The 18,208-nt window shown below is 69.2% G+C and carries 21 protein-coding genes and 1 tRNA gene; 10 read left to right on the top strand and 12 right to left on the bottom strand.

Going from position 1 to position 18,208, the window contains the following annotated elements:
- Positions 1-12 precede the first annotated feature (12 nt).
- Together COC42_RS13695 and COC42_RS13690 are read left to right on the top strand one after the other, a co-directional pair.
- Positions 13-1,692, top strand: coding sequence for a carboxylesterase/lipase family protein (locus tag COC42_RS13695; protein WP_096343847.1), 1,680 nt, complete (start codon positions 13-15; stop codon positions 1,690-1,692).
- On the top strand, positions 1,689-2,591 hold the full coding sequence (locus COC42_RS13690) for an alpha/beta hydrolase (protein ID WP_096343846.1): 903 nt from the start codon (positions 1,689-1,691) through the stop codon (positions 2,589-2,591). The genes COC42_RS13695 and COC42_RS13690 overlap by 4 nt, the downstream gene beginning before the upstream one ends.
- 11 nt (positions 2,592-2,602) lie before the next feature.
- On the opposite strand, the gene COC42_RS17740 is transcribed toward COC42_RS13690, so the two are convergent.
- A complete protein-coding gene (locus tag COC42_RS17740; RefSeq protein ID WP_176484689.1) occupies positions 2,603-2,764 on the bottom strand; it encodes a hypothetical protein in 162 nt (53 codons plus the stop codon).
- Positions 2,765-2,859: 95 nt separating this feature from the next.
- Here COC42_RS17740 and tgt point away from each other — a divergent pair, with 95 nt between their 5' ends.
- Positions 2,860-4,020: a tRNA guanosine(34) transglycosylase Tgt gene (tgt, locus tag COC42_RS13685; protein ID WP_096343845.1), complete on the top strand. Its 1,161-nt coding sequence runs from the start codon at positions 2,860-2,862 to the stop codon at positions 4,018-4,020.
- Between the two features lie 15 nt (positions 4,021-4,035).
- Positions 4,036-4,254, top strand: a complete 219-nt coding sequence (locus COC42_RS13680) for a hypothetical protein (RefSeq protein ID WP_096343844.1) — start codon at positions 4,036-4,038, stop codon at positions 4,252-4,254.
- Between the two features lie 21 nt (positions 4,255-4,275).
- Here the strand turns inward: COC42_RS13680 and COC42_RS13675 are convergent, their stop codons facing one another.
- The 11 genes from COC42_RS13675 to leuC form a co-directional block, all read right to left on the bottom strand.
- On the bottom strand, positions 4,276-5,817 hold the full coding sequence (locus COC42_RS13675) for a M56 family metallopeptidase (protein ID WP_096343843.1): 1,542 nt from the start codon (positions 5,815-5,817) through the stop codon (positions 4,276-4,278).
- Positions 5,814-6,182: a BlaI/MecI/CopY family transcriptional regulator gene (locus COC42_RS13670; RefSeq protein WP_096343842.1), complete on the bottom strand. Its 369-nt coding sequence runs from the start codon at positions 6,180-6,182 to the stop codon at positions 5,814-5,816. The genes COC42_RS13675 and COC42_RS13670 overlap by 4 nt, the downstream gene beginning before the upstream one ends.
- Positions 6,183-6,436: 254 nt before the next feature.
- Entirely contained in the window at positions 6,437-7,741 is a 1,305-nt protein-coding gene (locus tag COC42_RS13665; protein ID WP_096343841.1) for a glycosyltransferase, read from the bottom strand.
- A 45-nt stretch (positions 7,742-7,786) separates the two neighbouring features.
- The gene (gene grxD / locus COC42_RS13660; protein ID WP_096343840.1) at positions 7,787-8,116 is read right to left on the bottom strand and encodes a Grx4 family monothiol glutaredoxin; all 330 of its coding nucleotides are present in this window, start codon (positions 8,114-8,116) and stop codon (positions 7,787-7,789) included.
- A 6-nt stretch (positions 8,117-8,122) separates the two neighbouring features.
- Positions 8,123-8,359 (bottom strand): BolA family protein, encoded by a 237-nt coding sequence (locus COC42_RS13655; protein WP_096343839.1) that lies wholly within the window; start codon positions 8,357-8,359, stop codon positions 8,123-8,125.
- Position 8,360: 1 nt separating this feature from the next.
- Positions 8,361-8,684: a DUF1476 domain-containing protein gene (locus COC42_RS13650; RefSeq protein WP_096343838.1), complete on the bottom strand. Its 324-nt coding sequence runs from the start codon at positions 8,682-8,684 to the stop codon at positions 8,361-8,363.
- A 77-nt stretch (positions 8,685-8,761) separates the two neighbouring features.
- Entirely contained in the window at positions 8,762-9,760 is a 999-nt protein-coding gene (locus COC42_RS13645) for an NADPH:quinone oxidoreductase family protein (RefSeq protein ID WP_176484688.1), read from the bottom strand.
- Complete coding sequence (gene leuD / locus COC42_RS13640; protein WP_096343836.1) at positions 9,723-10,355, bottom strand: 3-isopropylmalate dehydratase small subunit; 633 nt, start codon at positions 10,353-10,355, stop codon at positions 9,723-9,725. The genes COC42_RS13645 and leuD overlap by 38 nt, the downstream gene beginning before the upstream one ends.
- 2 nt (positions 10,356-10,357) lie before the next feature.
- Positions 10,358-11,176 (bottom strand): N-acyl homoserine lactonase family protein, encoded by an 819-nt coding sequence (locus COC42_RS13635; protein WP_096343835.1) that lies wholly within the window; start codon positions 11,174-11,176, stop codon positions 10,358-10,360.
- A 67-nt stretch (positions 11,177-11,243) separates the two neighbouring features.
- Positions 11,244-11,366 carry a hypothetical protein gene (locus COC42_RS18110; protein ID WP_281253101.1) on the bottom strand — a complete coding sequence of 41 codons (123 nt, stop codon included), beginning with the start codon at positions 11,364-11,366 and terminating at the stop codon, positions 11,244-11,246.
- Positions 11,367-11,411: 45 nt separating this feature from the next.
- Entirely contained in the window at positions 11,412-12,851 is a 1,440-nt protein-coding gene (gene leuC / locus COC42_RS13630; RefSeq protein ID WP_096343834.1) for a 3-isopropylmalate dehydratase large subunit, read from the bottom strand.
- 97 nt (positions 12,852-12,948) lie between these two features.
- Here leuC and COC42_RS13625 point away from each other — a divergent pair, with 97 nt between their 5' ends.
- From COC42_RS13625 to COC42_RS13600, 6 genes are all read left to right on the top strand, one after another.
- On the top strand, positions 12,949-13,503 hold the full coding sequence (locus tag COC42_RS13625; RefSeq protein WP_096343833.1) for a (2Fe-2S)-binding protein: 555 nt from the start codon (positions 12,949-12,951) through the stop codon (positions 13,501-13,503).
- Between the two features lie 105 nt (positions 13,504-13,608).
- The gene (locus COC42_RS13620; RefSeq protein ID WP_096343832.1) at positions 13,609-14,685 is read left to right on the top strand and encodes an RcnB family protein; all 1,077 of its coding nucleotides are present in this window, start codon (positions 13,609-13,611) and stop codon (positions 14,683-14,685) included.
- An 81-nt stretch (positions 14,686-14,766) separates the two neighbouring features.
- A complete protein-coding gene (locus COC42_RS13615) occupies positions 14,767-15,453 on the top strand; it encodes a prolyl hydroxylase family protein (protein ID WP_096343831.1) in 687 nt (228 codons plus the stop codon).
- 329 nt (positions 15,454-15,782) lie between these two features.
- Complete coding sequence (locus COC42_RS13610) at positions 15,783-16,034, top strand: hypothetical protein (RefSeq protein ID WP_096343830.1); 252 nt, start codon at positions 15,783-15,785, stop codon at positions 16,032-16,034.
- 200 nt (positions 16,035-16,234) lie between these two features.
- Positions 16,235-17,992, top strand: coding sequence for a single-stranded-DNA-specific exonuclease RecJ (gene recJ / locus COC42_RS13605; protein ID WP_096343829.1), 1,758 nt, complete (start codon positions 16,235-16,237; stop codon positions 17,990-17,992).
- Between the two features lie 61 nt (positions 17,993-18,053).
- A tRNA-Glu gene (locus tag COC42_RS13600) sits at positions 18,054-18,128 on the top strand.
- Positions 18,129-18,208 lie beyond the last annotated feature (80 nt).

Genomic DNA, 18,208 nt, shown 5'->3' with positions numbered 1-18,208 from the left:
AGGGAGAGCGGGATGAAGGGTGTGAACCTCGATCGGCGCGCGCTGCTCGGTGCGGCGCCGGCGGGCCTGATGCTGGCGGGCGGCGGCACCGCGGCAACGGCGTCAGACAGCGTCAAGACCGGCGCGCATAGCGGCCCCGGCGGCTGCGCCACGCCCAAGAGCGCCATTGCCCGCACCCGCTACGGCCCGGTCCGCGGCTTCGTCGCGGGCGACGTGTTCCATTTCAAGGGCATCCCTTACGGCGACGACACCGGCGGCGCCAATCGCTGGCTGCCCGCCAAGCCGCCCAAGCCCTGGACCGATCCCTATATGGCGCTCGTCTACGGCGCCAATTGCCCGCAGACGCTGCACAGCTGGCGCGCGATCGAGCATACCTTCCTTCAGGACTGGGACGACGGCTTCCTCGGCGAGGACATGCTGAAGCTCAACGTCTGGACGCCGTCGCTCAGCGGCAATCGCCCGGTGATGGTCTATTTCCACGGCGGTGGCTTCGCCTTCGGCTCGTCCTATGAACTGCCGAGCCACGAGGGCGCGCAGATGGCGCGCAACCACGACGTGGTGCAGGTGTCGGTCAACCACCGCCTCAACGTCCTCGGCTTCTTCGACGTCGCCGAACTGGGCGGCGACGCCTATGCCGACAGCGTCAATGTCGGCATGACCGACCTCACCGCCGCGCTTCAATGGGTGCAGGAGAACATCGCGAGCTTCGGCGGCGATCCCGACAAGGTGATGATCTATGGCCAGTCGGGCGGCGGATCGAAGGTGACGACCCTGCTCGGCATGGACAGCGCCAAGGGTCAGTTCGGCCGCGCCATCGTCATGTCGGGCGGCGGCGGCAACAGCCCGAGCGCCGAACAGTCGCGCGACTTCGCTCGCGCCGTCGTCAAGCGGCTCGATATCGGAACCGGCCGCACCGCGCTCGAGGCGCTGCAGAAGATGGAATGGGCGAAGCTTGTCGAGGCGGGGAACGCCGTCGCGGGCGAGATCAACGGCCCCGCGCGCGGCCTGCCCGGCCCCGGCGCGCCGCCCCCTGCCACGCCGCGGGTCGGCTGGGGACCGACGGTGGACGGTCGCCTCATCACGCTCCGCAGCTATTTCGACGCCGCGCCCGACGCCTCGCGCCAAGTCCCCGTCATCATCGGCGGGACCAGCGAGGAAGGCATGCGCTTCAGCCAGAACCCGACCGAAGCCGAATGGCGCGCGCAGCTGGCGACGACGATGGGCTCGGATCGGGCGAACGCACTCGTCGACGCGATGAAGAAGGCACATCCCGAAAAGGCGATCCGCACCCTGAGCTACGGCGTGCAGGGGCTGACGATGCGCAACAACGTCCAGCGGATGGTCAAGCTGAAGTACGAAAAGGGCGGCGCGCCCGTCTATCAGTACCATTTCCAGTGGCAGTCGCCTCAGCTCGATGGGGTGGCGGGCGCGTGGCACACGGCCGAGCTCGCCTTCTTCTTCGACAATACGAAGCGGTGCGAGCAGGGGACCGGCGACACGCGCGAGGCACGCTCGCTTGCGACCAAGTGCGCACGTGCCTTCGCCAATTTCGCGCGGACGGGCAATCCCAGCCAGCCGGGCCTCGCCTGGACGCCCACCGATCCGACGCGGTGTCAGACGATGGTGTTCGACAATCGCAGCCGCATGGTCGACGACCCCGAAGGCAATGTGCGCCGGCTGTTGCTCGCATGAGAGGCCTGCTTGCGCTGCTGGCGCTCGCCGCCACGCCGGTCGCCGCGCAGGGGCCGTCGAAACCCGAGCCGGTGACGACGCCGGGCTCCGGCAAATGGCCCGCGACCTACGAAGCGGTCCCTGCCCTCCCCGCCCACGTCGTCTATCGCCCGCGCGACCTGTCGACGCTCGGCGCGCGCAAGCTCGGCATCTACGTCTTCGGCAATGGCGGGTGCAGCGCCGACGGGACGAGCTCGCGCAACCACCTGCTTGATATCGCCTCACGCGGCTATCTGGCGATCGCGCCGGGGACAATCCCCGACAAGTCCAAGCCGGAACCCCAGCGTAGCGGCCCGCCCGGCCGGTTGACCGCCGCGACGCCGGCGTCGGCGCTCAAGGAAGCGATCGACTGGGCAATCGCCGAGAACGGCCGCGCGGGCAGCCCGCTGGAGGGCCGCATCGACCCGGACCGTATTGCGATCTCCGGGTTCAGCTGCGGCGGGCTTCAGGCGCTGATGAACGCCGACGACCCCCGCGTGAGGACGATCGTCGTCATGAACAGCGGCGTCTTCAACAAGCAGCCCGGTGCGATCGAGGGCATTCGCGTCGGCAAGGACGCGATCGGACGGCTGCACGGCTCGGCGCTCTACGTGCTTGGTGGGCCGACCGACATCGCCTATGCCAACGGAATGGACGATTACCGGCGTATCGGCGGCATCCCTGCGGCGGTCGTCAACATCCCGGTCGGCCATGGCGGTACGTATATGCAGCCGAACGGCGGCATCGCGGCCGAGGTCGTCGGCGCGTGGCTGGAATGGCAGTTGTGGTACGATCAAGCGGCAGCGCGCCGGTTCACCGGGCCGGACTGCGGCTTCTGCCGCGACCCGCGCCTCACGATCGAGCGCAAGAACATCCCGTGACGGCGGCTAGATCAGCCGCCGCCGATCCCCTCGACCACCCGGCCCGTCCCGTCGCAATTGGGACAGTTGCGCCGATCTACCTGCCCCGAGCCGCCGCACTCGGGGCAGAGATTCTCGCCGCTGCCGGGGGTGCCGGGTTCGGCCTGGTCGCCGGGATGCAAGGGCTCGGTCATCGCGAAATTTCCTCTCGCCTGACCAACGATCGCCGCTCGCCAAGGCTCCGTCGCGGCTTGGCAAGCGCAGCGCGGCACGGCATGGGAGGCGCCCCATGACGCCCCCCCGCTTCACCTTCACGATCCACGCGACCGACGGTCGTGCGCGCCTGGGCGAGATCGCGATGCGGCGGGGCACGATCCGTACGCCCGCCTTCATGCCCGTCGGCACCGCCGCGACGGTCAAGGCGATGAAGCCCGCCGACGTGCGCGCGTCGGGCGCCGACATCCTGCTCGGCAACACCTATCACCTGATGCTGCGGCCCTCCGCGGAGCGTGTGGCGCGACTGGGCGGGCTCCACGGCTTCATGGGCTGGGATCGCCCGATCCTGACCGACAGCGGCGGCTATCAGGTGATGAGCCTCGCCGAACTGACCAGCCGCAGCGAGGAGGGCGTTGCCTTCAAGAGCCATCTCGACGGCTCGCGCCACCTGATCAGCCCCGAGCGGTCGATGGAGATCCAGCGCCTGCTGGGCAGCGACATCGTCATGGCGTTCGACGAATTGGTGCCCACGACCTCGACGCGCGAGGTACAGGCCGCGGCGATGGAACGCTCGATGCGCTGGGCGCAACGCAGCCGCGACGCCTTCGACGCCGGTGGGGATCATGCCGCCGGGGCGGCGCTGTTCGGCATCCAGCAGGGTGCCCTCGACGAGGGGCTGCGCAAGGCGTCCGCTGATGCGCTGAAGGCGATCGAGTTCGACGGCTATGCGGTGGGTGGGCTTGCCGTGGGCGAGGGGCAAGAGGCGATGTTCGGCGTGCTCGACTATGCGCCGGGCCAGCTCGATGCCGCCAGGCCCCGCTACCTGATGGGCGTCGGCAAGCCCGACGACATCGTCGGCGCGGTCGAGCGCGGCATCGACATGTTCGACTGCGTGCTCCCCACCCGCTCGGGCCGGACGGGACAGGCGTTCACGCGCGCCGGGCCGATCAACATTCGCAACGCGCGCTTCGCGGAGGATCAGGGGCCGCTCGACCCCGCCTGCCCCTGCCCCGTCTGCGCCACGTGGAGCCGCGCCTATCTCCATCACCTCGTCCGCGCGGGCGAGATCCTCGGCGCGATGCTGATGACCGAGCATAATCTGTGGTTCTACCAGACGCTGATGGCCGATCTGCGCGCGGCGATCGGCGCGGGGACGCTCCGCGACTTTGCCTCGGCGTTTCGAGCGACCTATTATGCGGAGCGACCGGCGACAGCAGGCGTTTCGAAGGGTTAGGAAGAGGGAGCCCCAATGGCCGACAGCGACGACACGCCCGACAACGAGATCATGGAAGCGGCCAAGCACGCCCGCGCGGTCAAGGATCGCCGCTCCGCGACGGGCGCCAACCCGCCGCCCGCCGCCGAGGAAAAGAAATTCCCTATTGCGACCGTCGCGGGCATCGGCATCGGCTCGGCGGCGCTCGCGGCCGCGCTCATCTATTCGAACCGCGGCAACCGCCGGAAGGGTTGAGCCCCGCCGGCGGTGACGCGCCTAGTCGCCGTGCTCGCTATCGAGCTCGGCCATCGCCTCGTCGAGCGCGGCGAGCGCGCGCTGCCGTTCCGCCTCGCTCAACTCGCCGTCGGCCTCGACATGCGCGCGTGCGGTGCTGATCGAGCTGCGCGCGATGGCCTTCCCGCTGCGGGCCGCGGCCAGCGCGGCATATTGGGCGCGCCCGGCGTCGTGATGCGCGCGCTCTGCCATCCGCTTGATCCGGTCGGTGCAGATGACGGTGCGGGTGATCGTCCGCCCGTCGGCGGCGCGGTCGCTGTAGCTCACCGGCCCGTCGCCGCCGCAGCTTTTCTCGCGGATCTCTGGAACGCGGATGGTCGCGGCCATGCGCTCGGCCTCGGCGGCTGACCGCTGCGCCTCGGCGGTCAGGCGATTGAGCTCGTCCCGGTCGATGCGATGGTTGCGGCGCAGCACGATCGTCCGCTTGCCGTCCTTCGCCCTGTAGACATAGGCCGCAGGCGCCGGCGGCGCGTCGGGCGCCTCGATCGCGGCGGGTGCCGGCGGGGCTTCGGGTGCTGCCGGCGCCTCGGGCGGAGTCGGCAGCTGCGGCAGCTCGATGTCGGCGATGCGGACGCCGATGCGGTCCTCGACCCTGGCCTTCAGATTCTCGGCCGCGCGGGTGCCCGAGGCGGTGAGCGCGAGGCCGGTGAGCGCGAGTGCGGTGATGCCGGCAAGGCCCGCGCGCGTCGTGCGTCGATCGGGCTTCTGGTGGTGGGTCAACATGCGGAGCCTCCCTTTGATCTCGTTGATCGTGTGCAGGTGACAAGCCGCCGAGACCGCGCCCCCATGCGCGCTCTTGACGATGGCGCGGCCATAGGCGTGGCGCAGCGCCGGGTGACGACCGGCGAGCACGAGCGCGTCGCAGGCCATTTCCTGATCTGCGCGAAACGCGCGGAACGCGCGCCACGCGACCGGATTGAACCAGTGGAAGGCGAGCATCGCCAGCGCCGCCCAGTTGGCGGCCAGGTCGCCGCGGGCGTGGTGGCCGAGCTCGTGCGCGAGCGCCAGGTCACGCTCCAGATCATCGTAACGCTCGGCGAAGTCGGCCGGAAAGGCGACATACTTGCGCCAGATGCCGAACGCGAGCGGCCCCGCGGCGGCATCGCTCTCGATCATCGCCACGCGGCCGCCGACCAGTGCAGCCTGGCGCCGCGCGCCCGCCTTGATCCGGGCACAGAAACGCGAATAGACGATCAGGTGCCAACCGGCGAAGCCCAGCGCGCCGAGCGCCCAGACGGCGACGAACATCGCCGCCCACGGGAGCCCCGCCTCGATCGGCGCGTCGGTGACCGCGGGCAGATCGACATATTGGGCGAGCACGTCGCTCGCGATCGCGACCGGCGCCACCCCTGCCTCGCGCCATTCGGCGGGCATCGGCGGCATCAGCATGCGGAGCAGCGGGATCGCCCACAGCGCATAGGCGATCTGCGGCCCCACCCAGCGCCGCACCGGCGCGCGGATCGCCAGCACCAGCCCCATCAGCAGCGTCGTGGCGACCAGCGTCTCGATGGCCCAGGCGATCATTGCTTGAGTTCCTTCAGCAGCGCCTCGATCTCGGCGATGTCATCGCGGGTCAGTTCGTCGCGCTCGGCGAGGTGGGCAACCAGCGGCGTCAGCCGGCCGCCGAACAGCCGATCGATGAGCTTCTTCGATTCGCCCGAGACATAGTCCTCGCGCGCGACCAGCGGTCGATAGCGATAGCGGCGGCCATCCTCCTCATGCGCGATGATCGCCTTGGCAAGCAACCGGCCGAGCAGCGTCTTGACGGTGTTGACCGTCCAGTCGCGGTCGGCGGGCACCCGCTCGGCCACTTCCTGCGCGGTGAGCGGGCTTTCATCCCACAGCACCTCCATCACCGCATGTTCGGCATCGCTGATTCGCTCGGTCATGACGCACCCTTTCGACTACAGACGTAATCGCATCGATTACAAGCGTAGTCAAGCGGGTAGTCGGTGTGTCGGCAGCGCTTACAGCCGGCTCGGGGGCCCCGGCGGCGTTAACGAACAAAGCGTCGAATTTCCGCCGCTTCGGCCAACTGGCATGCGGAATGCAGATCGATTAGCAGTTCCGAAGCGCGTCTGGTCCGACGCTTCAAATCCGGGCGGGCCGCCTTGTCCAGGGCGGCCCGCCCACCCGGAACCCTTCAGGCAGCAACGAGACCTGCGGGAAGCGACGGCCGCGCAGACGCGAAGCGATTCGCGTGTCGGCGCGCGATGCGATCAGCAGTGACCGCCATCGCCGCGGGATAGATGTCGCCCAGCAACCGCGCGAACGTCCGATCCCAGCCGAAGCCCGCGACGACCATGTCGCGCGCACGCCGGCCCATGCCGCGCGGGTCGCCGGCCCAGACCGCCTCAACGTTACGCGCCATCGCCGCGACGTCGTCGACCGGACCGAGCAGGCCCAGCCCCCCGGGCACGCGATCGGGCATCGCGCCGCCGCTCACGCCGACGACGGGCAGGCCCGCCGCCTGCGCCTCGAGCACCGACACGCCGAACGTCTCGTCGGCCATCGCCGAGACGTAGATGTCCGACGAGGCGAGCGCGCGGGCGAGGCCTGCACGATCCTTCTCGAACCCCGTGAATGCGATCGGCAGGTCGGCCGCTGCCGCCGCCAGCGGTGCGCGCAGCTTGCCGTCGCCGATCATCACCATCGCCGCGCCGAGCGACGCGGGCAAACGGCGGAACATCTCGACCAGCCGGTCGGCGCGCTTCTCGTTGTCGATGCGGCCGGCGTAGATCAACAGCGGCCCCTCGCCCGCGGGCAACCCGAGCTCGGCGCGATAGCCGGGATCGCGGCGGCCTGGATTGAACAAGGTCGTAGCGACACCGAGCGGCAGCACCGAGGTCTGATGGATTCCGCGCCGCGCCAGCGGCTCGCGCGCCGCCTCGCTCAGCGTGTAGACCCAGTCGAAATCGCGATAGGTGATCTCGGCATAGCCATAGGACAGCCAGCGCAGGCCGCGCGCCACCGTATCGCCGAACTTCTCCGCGCCGACGCGATAGACGTGCGCATTGGGAAAGTCGGTGCGATAGCCCGCGATCAGCGTCGTCTCGGGAAAGGCGCGGCGATGATGGATCGCGGTCCAGGGCAGTACCCAGGGGCAGAGCGATTCAATCACGTCGGGCTGGTATTGCGCAAGCAGGTCTCGGACGACGCCGGTGCGCAGGATAAAGCGGTAATTGGGGCTGCCGCGGACCGGATCGGCACCGACCTCGGCGAAGATGTGGCGGCCGTTCACCGTCACCCGATCCTCAGGGCCGGGCACGATCTGCAGCAGGTGGTGCGGCGTTTCGCGCAGCACATAGTCGCGCTTCTCGCGCAGATAGGTGCTGATGCCGCCTCCGCCCGCGGGCGAATAGCTCTGCGTCAGGTCGCACAGGATCTTCGGCGCACCCGCACGCAGGTCCGCCTCCGCCGCCAACGCGGCGCCGGTCTGCTGGAGCATGGATGCCCCCTTTTCTGTCTATGGCGGGGCGGCGGCCCCTAAGGGTCAGGCCTCGGCCGCGCCGGTTTCGTCCAACAGGGTCTTCAGCTCACCCGTCTCGTACATCTCCATCATGATGTCCGAACCGCCGATGAACTCGCCCTTCACATAGAGTTGAGGAATGGTCGGCCAGTCGCTGAACGCCTTGATGCCCTGACGTATCCCTTGATCCTGAAGCACATCGACGCTCTCGAAGTCGGCACCAAGATGATTGAGGATCGCGACTGCCCGGCTGGAGAAACCGCACTGAGGGAACAGCGGACTGCCCTTCATGAACAGGACGACGTCGTTGGCATCGACGATCTCGCGGATGCGCGTCTGGCTTTCGTCGGTCATTTCTACTTACTCCTTGGGCGCGGCGGTCGTCAGCTGGAGTGCGTGGAGCACGCCCCCCATCCGGCCACCCAGCGCCGCGTAGACGGTCTGATGCTGCTTGACGCGACTCAGACCCTTGAATGCGCCCGAGACGACATGCGCGGCATAATGATCGCCGTCGCCCGCAAGGTCGGTGATCGTCACCTCCGCATCGGGCAGTTCGGCGCGGATCAGCGCCTCGATCTCCTCGGCGGCCATTGGCATATCAGGGCGCCTCGAGCAGCTGGCGGCGCGCCTCGACCGTCTGATCGTCGAGCGCTCGGCGAACCGTGCCTTCGTCGACATCGACATTGGCAGCGATCAGGTCGCCGTAGAGCTTACGCACCACATCCTCTTCGCCCGCTTCCTCAAAATCAGCCTGCACCACCGCCTTGGCATAGGCCTCGGTCTCTTCGGGGGTGAGCTTCATCAGGCCGGCAGCCCACTGACCGAGCAGGCGATTGCGGCGGGCGACGACGCGGAAGAGCATATCTTCGTCGCGCGCAAACTTCGCCTCGAACGCGCGCTCGCGATCGTCGAACGTGGTCATCTGCTCCCGGCCCCTTCGTTGCACTCGATGACCAAGCAGATAGGGGGGCGGTTGCGCCTCCGCAACGGCTGGCGGCTTCAGGCGATTTCGACAACCACCTTGCCGATCGCCTCGCGCGTCGTCAGCGCGGCGATCGCCTCGCCGCCGTGGTCGAGCGGGAAGCGCTGCGTCACGCGCGGGGCAATGCGGCCCTCTGCCCAGAGTGCGAACAGCCGCTCGACATGCGCCGCATTGGCCTTCGGATCGCGCGCCGCGAACGCGCCCCAAAAGACCCCGCACACGTCGCAGCTTTTAAGCAGCGTCAGGTTGAGCGGCAGCTTCGGGATGCCCGCCGGGAAGCCGACGACAAGGTAGCGCCCCTCCCACGCGATCGATCGCAGCGCCGGTTCGGCATAGTCGCCGCCCACCGGATCGTAGATGACGTCGGCGCCCTTCGGCCCGACCGCGGCCTTGAACTGTTCGGCCAAGGCCTTCGAGCCGTCCTTGTCGAAGGGGCCGCGCGGGTAAACGATCACCTCGTCCGCCCCCGCTTCGCGCACCGCCGCCGCCTTCGCTTCGGACGAGACCGCGCCGATCACCCGTGCGCCCATCGCCTTGCCGAGCTCGACCGCCGCCAGCCCGACGCCGCCCGCCGCGCCGAGGACGAGCAGCGTCTGCCCTTCGGCAAGGCGCCCGCGATCGGCGAGCGCGTGGATGGTGGTGGCATAGGTGAGGAGGAGCGCCGCCCCTTCGGCGAAATCGCGGCCCTCGGGCAGGCGGTGGAGCTGCGCGGCGGGCACTCCGACCTTCTCGACCAACCCGCCATTGCCGATCACCGCGATCACCCGGTCGCCGGGCGTCCAGCCCGTGCCCCCCTCGCCCACTGCCTCGACCACGCCGGCGATCTCGCCGCCCGGCGCGAAGGGGCGCTGCGGCTTGAACTGGTACTTATCCTCGATCATGAGGACATCGGGATAGTTGATCGCGCACGCCCGGACGGCGACCAACACTTGCCCCGGCGCGGGGGTCGGGTCGGGCAACTCGGCGATCTCTAGAGTTTCAGGTCCGCCCGGCACCCTCGACAGCAACGCCCTCATTTCGGCTTCCTCCCGCGATCCACGGGCGATCCGAACCGACGGCCGCCTCGTATTTCGAAATCGCGGTATCCTTTGCCAGCGTGATCCCGATCTCGTCCAGCCCCTCGATCAGGCACTGGCGGCGAAACGGGTCCATCTCGAAGACGAAGCGGTCCTGCCAAGGGGTGGTGACGCTCATGCTTTCAAGGTCGACAGTGATCGCCGCGCCCTCGCGCGCCACCTCGACCAGCCGGTCGATCGCGTCCTGCGGCAGCACGACGGGGACGATGCCGTTCTTGACCGCATTGCCCGAGAAAATGTCCGAATAGCTCGGCGCGATGACCGCGCGGACGCCCATGTCACCCAGCGCCCAGGCGGCATGCTCGCGGCTCGACCCGCAGCCGAAATTCTCGCCCGCGATCAGGATCGGACTGCCGGCATAGGCCGGGTCGTCAAAGACGTTGCCGGGCTCGCGCCGCAGCGCCTCGAACGCACCCTTGCCCAGCCCCTCGCGCGTCACGGTCTTCAGCCAGTGCGCGGGGATGATGATGTCCGTGTCGATATTCTTGGCACCGAAGGGATAGGCGCGCCCCTCGACGCGGGTGACGGCTCGCATGGTCAGTCGAGTTCCTTGGGGAAAGCAGGCAGGGCGGCGAGGTCGCGCGGATCGTGCTGGATGACGACCCGCGCCTTCAGGTTCTTCGCGATCGCCTCGAACCGGTCGTGGCTCGCCAACGTTTCGGCGCGGCTGACGTTGAAGGTAGGGACGCCGCGCACCGGCCGATTCTCACGGAAATGATACTGATCGCCCGAGATCAGCACCGCGCCGCTGCTGGCGGTGCGGACGAGCAGCGCCGAATGGCCTGGCGTGTGACCGGGCATCGTCAGCATCATCACGCTGCCATCGCCGAAGACGTCACGGTCGCCGGCGACGGGCGTGGCCTTGGCCGGGCCGTCGGTCCAGGGGCGGAGCGCCGCGCGCTGCGGATCGTCGCCGCCCATCGCCTGTACGGCCGCCCAGTCCTTGGCGCCGATCAGCAATTCGGCCTCGGGAAAGGCTTTGGCGCCGCCGGTGTGATCGGCGTGATAATGGCTGATGCCGATGAACTTCACGTCGGCGGGTGTCAGGCCGAGCGCCTTCAACCGGTCGGCGATCGCGATGCCCGCCGTCATCCGACCGGGCGCGCCCGCCGCCATCTCGGCCGACAGGCCCGTGTCCCATAGGAGCACGCCCTTGGGGTGGCGGATCAGGAAGCAGCCGGCGACGAACTCGCGCCGCTCGCCCGCGAACAGCATCGTGTCGTTGAAGCGGCCAAGATCGGGCTGGACCAGCCGCCCGCATTCGAACGCCGCGAGGCGCACGGTCGCAGGTGCCTGCGCCGGCGGCGCGGCGCCGACGGTGGCGAGCGCGATGAGCGAAGCGGCGATCAGGCGCATGACATCAATTCCCCTGTTGGTCGGGGACGATGCTGCCCGAGCGTCAACCCGTTGTCACGACGGGCTTTCAGCCCTCGGTCGACGCGCTCGCCTGCTGAACGGGCGTATCGCCCTTGGCGCGGACCTTGCCCGACGCGGCATAAGCCGCCGCCAAACCACTCATCACGGTTCCGGCGATCAGCAGGACCATCACTCGACGCATGACTACGACCCTCCCCGGCATGTTTGCCGGCCCTCATGACCCCGCGACCAGTTCGCGCACGTCGGTCAGACGCCCCGTGACCGCCGCCGCTGCCGCCATCGCGGGCGAGACCAGGTGCGTGCGTGCGCCCGGTCCCTGCCGCCCTACGAAATTACGATTCGAAGTGGAAGCACAACGTTCGCCGGGCGGCACCTTGTCGGGGTTCATCGCCAGGCACATCGAACAGCCGGGCTCGCGCCATTCGAACCCCGCCTCCACGAAGATGCGATCGAGCCCCTCGGCTTCCGCCTGACGCTTGACGAGGCCCGATCCGGGGACGACCAGCGCCTGACGGATGCGATCGGCCACCCGCCGCCCCTCGACCACCTTTGCCGCGGCGCGCAGGTCCTCGATCCGGCTGTTGGTGCAGCTGCCGATGAAGACATGCTCGATGCCCACATCCTGCATCCGCGTGCCCGGCGTCAGTCCCATATAGTCGAGCGACTTTCGCGCCGCCGCCTGCTTCGACGGATCGGCGAAGCTCTCGGGCTCGGGCACCGCGCCGGTGATCGGCACGACGTCCTCGGGGCTGGTCCCCCAGGTCAGCGAGGGCGCGATCTCGTCGCCGTTCAGCACCACGCGCTTGTCGTAGATCGCGCCCGCGTCGGTCGGCAGCGTCCGCCAATAGGCGACCGCCCGTTCCCAATCTTCGCCCGCGGGGGCCATCGGGCGACCCTTGAGGTAGGTGAAGGTCGTCTCGTCCGGCGCGATCAGGCCCGCACGCGCGCCGCCCTCGATCGACATGTTGCTGATTGTCAGCCGTCCCTCGACCGAAAGCGCGCGGATCACTTCGCCGGTATATTCGATGACATGGCCGGTACCGCCGGCCGCGCCGATCCGGCCGATGATCGCGAGGATCACATCCTTCGCGCTGACGCCGAAGCCAAGCGTCCCATCGACGCGAACTTCCATCGTCTTCGACTGCTTTAGAAGCAGCGTCTGCGTGGCGAGCACATGCTCGACCTCGCTCGTCCCGATGCCGAAGGCGAGCGCACCAAGCGCCCCGTGCGCCGAGGTATGGCTGTCGCCGCAGACGAGCGTCGTGCCGGGGAGCGTAAAGCCCTGTTCCGGCCCCACGACATGGACGATACCCTGCTCCGCATCGGTCGCACCGATATAACGGATGCCGAACGCGGCGGTGTTGCGCTCGAGCATCTCCAGTTGCTGCGCGCTCGCCGGGTCGGCGATCGGCAGGCGGCGTCCCGCTGCATCGACGCGAGCTGTCGTCGGCAGATTGTGGTCGGGCACCGCCAGCGTCAGCTCGGGCCGGCGCACCCTGCGCCCCGCGGCAGCGAGGCCGGCGAACGCCTGCGGGCTCGTCACCTCGTGGATCAGGTGGCGGTCGATATAGATGAGGCAGGTGCCGTCGTCGCGGCGTTCGACCACATGGTCTGCCCAGATCTTTTCGTAAAGCGTGCGCGGTTTGCTGGCCATGGCGCGGCCACTTAACCTTTTGCTGCCGAATCGCAAGCCGCCGAGCAACTTTGTGTCGCGCTGGCGAAGGCTTGTCGGATTGGGCTAAGCCGCCCGCATGACCCGCCTGACCGTCAACAACCAACCGATCCAGTATGCCCTGTCACCCGATACCCCGCTCGCCTACGCGCTGCGCGACGCCTCGAACCTGACGGGCACGAAGATCGCCTGTTCGACGGGCGAGTGCGGGGCGTGCACGGTCGATATCGACGGGCGCGCGGTGCGATCGTGCGCCGTGACGATCGCCGCGGTCGAGGGAAGCTTCGTCACCACGATCGAGGGGCTGGCGCGCGACCGCGACCATCCGGTGCAGCAGGCGTTCCTTGCCGCCAACGTATCGCAATGCGGCTATTGCATCCCCGGCCTTGTCATGAGCGCCGCGGCGCTGATCCGCGAGGTGCGCGACCCCGACGAAGACGCGATCCGCCAGGCGATGTCGCACCATTGCCGCTGCGGCATCCAGCCGCGGCTGGTCGAGGCGGTCCGCCGCGCCGCCGCGATCGCGCGTGGGGACGAAACGGTCGAACCGATCGCCTCGCCCGACACCGACGCGCGCAACGCGGCCAAGCAGGTCCCGGCACTGACCACGCCAAGGCGTCGCCCCGAAAACTGACAAATTGCTGTCAACGCAATTCAGAAACTGCTCACCGCATTTGGCATAGTTCGTGTTGCATGCGGCGATCCCGGCTCTTCGAGGGCGCCGCTGGAGGGACTTCGAATGAAGCGTCAGTGGATGCTCGCGCTTTTCACCGCCACCGCGCTCGTGCCGGCGGCGGCGTTCGCGCAGGATCGGGATCGCGGCCGGTCCGAGCGCAGCATGGATGCCGGCGCGCGCGCCGCGGCCCGTGCCGAGCGCCAGCGTGACAGCGGCGTGTCGCTGGGCGGCGGCGCTCGCATTGAGCGGCCCGCGCCGCAGCCGCGCGCCGGCTTTCAGCGGCCCGAGGGGCAGCGCGGCGGCTGGCAGCGGCCCGATCGCCCGCAGGGGGGCGGCTGGCAGCGGCCCGATCGCCCGCAGGGGGGCGGTTTCCAGCGGCCCGACCGTCCGCAAGGTGGCTTCCAGCGCCCCGACCGACCGACAGGTGGCGGCTGGCAGCGGCCTGACCGACCACAGGGCGGCTTCCAGCGGCCCGAAGTCGCACGGCCCGAGGGCTGGCAGCAGCGTCCCGATCGACCCGGGAGCGGGTTCCAGCGCCCCGATCGCCCGCGCGGCGACTGGCAGCGACCGGGCGCCGGTGGCCAGCGCCCCGATGGGGGCTGGCAGCGCCCCGGCACCGCGGCCGAGCGCGACCGCTATTTCAACGACCGCCGCGACCGCTTCGAGCGCGATCGCCGCGGCGACGACGATCGCTTCGATCGGCGGAATGGCCGGCAGTGGAATCAGGGCGACCGCCGCTGGTACGGTGACAACAACTGGCGCGTCGGACGCGACCGCGATCGGTGGAACGATCGCGGCGGCTATGACCGGCGCGGCTGGGATCGCGGCAGCTGGAACAGGGACTGGCGGCGCGACCGGCGCTACGACTGGCGCGACTATCGCCAGGCGAACCGCAGCCTCTATCGCCTGCCCCGCTATTACGCGCCGCAGGGTTACTATGGCGGTTACCGACGGTTCGGGATCGGGTTCACGCTCAGCACCCTTCTGTTCGCGCCCGACTACTGGATCGACGACCCCTATAACTACCGCCTGCCCGACGCCTACGGTCCCTATCGCTGGGTGCGTTACTATAACGACGCGCTGCTGGTCGATCTGGAGACGGGCGAAGTCGTCGACGTCGAATACGACATCTTCTGGTGATCTCGATCAGATGATGCCGGGGGCCGGTGCGGCGACGCGCCGGCCCCTTGCATTTCGGGCACGCTGCGGCAGGAGGAAGTCATGGCAAGCGCAGCAAAATCTCCCGGCCCGCCCTCCGCCACTCGCGCCGCGATCGGCCGCGCGGTCGCCGAAAAGCTCGAGGCCGACCCGCGCATCATCCGGGTGCCTCTCGACGCCGCGCAGGTCTATTACTGCCTCGACTTCCTGACCGACGACGAGTGCCGCGTGCTGATCGAGGTGATCGACGCGGGCCGCCGCCCCTCGACCCTGCTCAGCCAATCGGCCGATCCCGGCTTTCGCACCAGCGAGAGTTGCGACATGGACCGCTACTCGCCGATTATCCGCCCGATCGACGAGCGCGTCGCCGACCTGCTCGGCATCGCGCCCGAGCATGGCGAAACGATGCAGGGCCAGCGCTACGCCCCCGGCCAGCAGTTCCGCGCCCACCACGACTATTTCCATCAGAGAGAGCCCTACTGGGCGGCGATGCAAGGCCAGGGCGGCCAGCGCACCTGGACGGCGATGGCCTATCTCAACGAGGTCGAGGAGGGCGGCGCGACCTGGTTCCCGCTCGCCGGCATCCGCATCCCGCCGCGCAAGCGGATGCTGCTGATCTGGAACAACATGAAGCCCGACGGCGCCCCCAACGACGCGACCCTGCACGAGGGGATGGCGGTGGTGGCAGGCACCAAATACATCTTCACCAAGTGGTTCCGCGAGGATCGCTGGCTGAAGGCGGCGGATTGAGGCGCGAAGCCAAGACGAAGAAGCGGACTGCGGACCGAACCCTAGACGACGCGCTTTTCCGAGGTCCTTCTTCCATGAGCCTGCACCCAGGCTTGCCCGAGGGCGCGCCTCTTCCGGCTTTACGAGCCATCGTTCGCAACCGGACACCACCGCGCGATTGCGAACAGTGAAACGCGCCACATCATGGCAGTTATGATAGCGAGTTTTGCCAGATCCGCCCTCTCCTACCCGGAAAATCCGCAGAAAACCGACGTTCTTCGAACTTGGCATGCTCGCTGCAAAGCTCCCGGCAACCAGGCACGCCGCCTGAAAACGCAGGGAGAAGCACCATGACCGTCCGTTCGATCGCCACCACCACCGCCTTCGCCGCCCTCAGCCTCGTCGCCGGCACCACCTTCTGCGCCGGTGTGGCCAGCGCCGAGGAAGTCGTCGCCGCTAAGCCCGCCGCGGTCGCGACCGTCGCGCCAGACACGAAGATTTGCGTCAAGACGAAGCTGACCGGCTCGCTGATTGCTCGCAAAGTCTGCGACACACGCGCCGACTGGATCAGCCACCAGGGTGTCGATCCGGTCGCCAAGTGACCGCTCGCAAGGAACGGGGCCGGCTCCCATCCCCGCCGGCCCCGTTCCCTTCCACCTCTCGCAGCCATTTCGACAACGCGGGACCGATCGGCGCCGGGCGGCCGGTTCAGTCAGTTGCGGCCCAGCCCTGCTAGGGCGCCGCGCTCGAGAACGTGGATCGGCCCCTATCCCCCCGCCCCCCACGCCGCTAATCGGGACGGATGTCACCGGTCTGCAACGTCACCCGATCGATCCTCGGCCAGCCCTGGCATTGGCGCGGGCTTGCCGGCGACACGCTCGATGCCGGGTTCGTGGCCGACGATCTGGTGACGCGGCTGCTCCTTGCTCGCGGCTGTCCGCGCGAGGCGATCGAGCTTCACCGCAGCCCATCGATCCGCGGCTTCATGCCCGACCCCTCGATTTTCCGGGACATGGACGTCGCCGCCCGCCGCCTCGCCGACGCGGTCGAGAAGCGCGAGGCGGTCGCGGTATTCGGCGACTATGACGTCGACGGCGCGACTTCGGCCGCGCTGATGATCCTTGTACTGCGCGACCTCGGCCTGGAGCCGCGCGCCTACATCCCCGACCGGCTGATGGAAGGCTACGGCCCCTCCGCCGAAGCGCTCGTGCGATTGGGACGCGAGGGCGCGAGCCTCATCGTCACCGTCGATTGCGGCGCACAGGCGTTCGAGGCCTTGGCGAGCGCGCGCGCGGCGGGCACCGACGTCGTTGTCGTCGACCATCACAAATGCTCGAGCTTGCTGCCGCAAGCACATGCGGTGGTGAACCCCAACCGCCTCGACGAGGGCGAAGGTGCCGCGCACGGCCATCTCGCCGCGGTTGGCGTCGCCTTTCTCCTGTGCGCCGCGCTGCTGCGCGAGTTGCGCGCGCGCGGTTTTTTCGCGATCCGGCCCGAGCCCAAGCTGATCGACCGGCTCGATCTCGTGGCGCTGGGCACCGTCGCCGACGTGGCGGCGCTGCGCGGCCTGAACCGTGCGTTCGTCGCGCAGGGGCTGAAGGTGATGGCGCGGCGCGCGAATCCGGGCCTCGCCGCGCTCGCCGACGCGGCGAGGCTCACCCGGGCGCCGACCTGCACCGATCTCGGCTTCGCGCTCGGACCCCGTATCAATGCCGGCGGCCGGGTGGGCCGTGCCGACCTCGGCGTCCGCCTCCTCACCACCCGTGACCCCGCCGAGGCGAAGGCGATCGCCGAGGAGCTCGACCGCCTCAACGAGGAGCGCCGCGCGATCGAGGGCGAGGTGCAGACCGCGGCGGAGGCGATGTGCGGCGGTGATTGCGCCGTCGCGATCGTTTCGGGCGAGGGCTGGCACCCCGGGGTCATAGGCATCGTCGCGGGGCGCCTCAAGGAAAAGCTCGGCCGCCCCTCGCTCGTCATCGCGATCGGCGAGGATGGCATCGGCAAGGGCTCGGGCCGCTCGATCCCCGGCGTCGACCTCGGCGCCGCGGTGCTCGCCGCCAAGGAAGCCGGACTGTTGATCGCCGGCGGCGGCCATGCGGCGGCGGCGGGCGTCACCGTCGCGCCGGGCGGCGTGCCGGCGCTCGCGGCTTTCCTCGAGGAAAAGCTCGCCGCCACGGTCGCCCGCGCACGCGAGGATCGGTCGCTGCTCCTCGATGCGGTGCTCGCCCCCGGCGGCGTCTGTGCCGAGCTGGTCGATGCGATGGAGGCGGGCGGGCCCTATGGCATGGGCTGGCCGAGCCCGCGCGTCGCCGCCGGCCCCGTCCGCATCGTCAAGGCCGACCGGGTCGGCAACGGCCATGTCCGCGCGATCGTCGCGGGCGAGGACGGCCGCAGCCTCAAGGCGATGGCGTTCCGCATGGCCGATACCGAACTCGGTGCGGCGCTGCTCGGCGCACCGCCGCACCGCCGCCTCTGGCTCGCGGGGCGGGCCAAGCGCGACGACTGGAGCGGGCGGGCCGTGGCCGAACTCCATATCGACGATGCCGCCTGGGCCGACTGATTTCGTGCGTCACGGACTTGACCGCCGCGCCGCCCTCTTCTATCCGCGCGGCCTGCCTCACGGCCCCTTCGTCTAGCGGTTAGGACGCGGCCCTTTCACGGCTGAAACACGGGTTCGATTCCCGTAGGGGTCACCAGGCTGCCTTCCCAGGGCATCCCAAAACGTGCCGTAAACGGCTGTTTTCTGCGGTTTTTTGTGGTATAGCCATCCTATTCG

It is taken from the genome of Sphingomonas spermidinifaciens (genome assembly GCF_002351485.1).
Classification (GTDB): Bacteria; Pseudomonadota; Alphaproteobacteria; order Sphingomonadales; family Sphingomonadaceae; genus Sphingomonas; species Sphingomonas spermidinifaciens.
The sequence above is the reverse complement of the archived record's forward strand: the minus strand, read 5'-3'. Positions and strand labels throughout refer to the sequence as shown.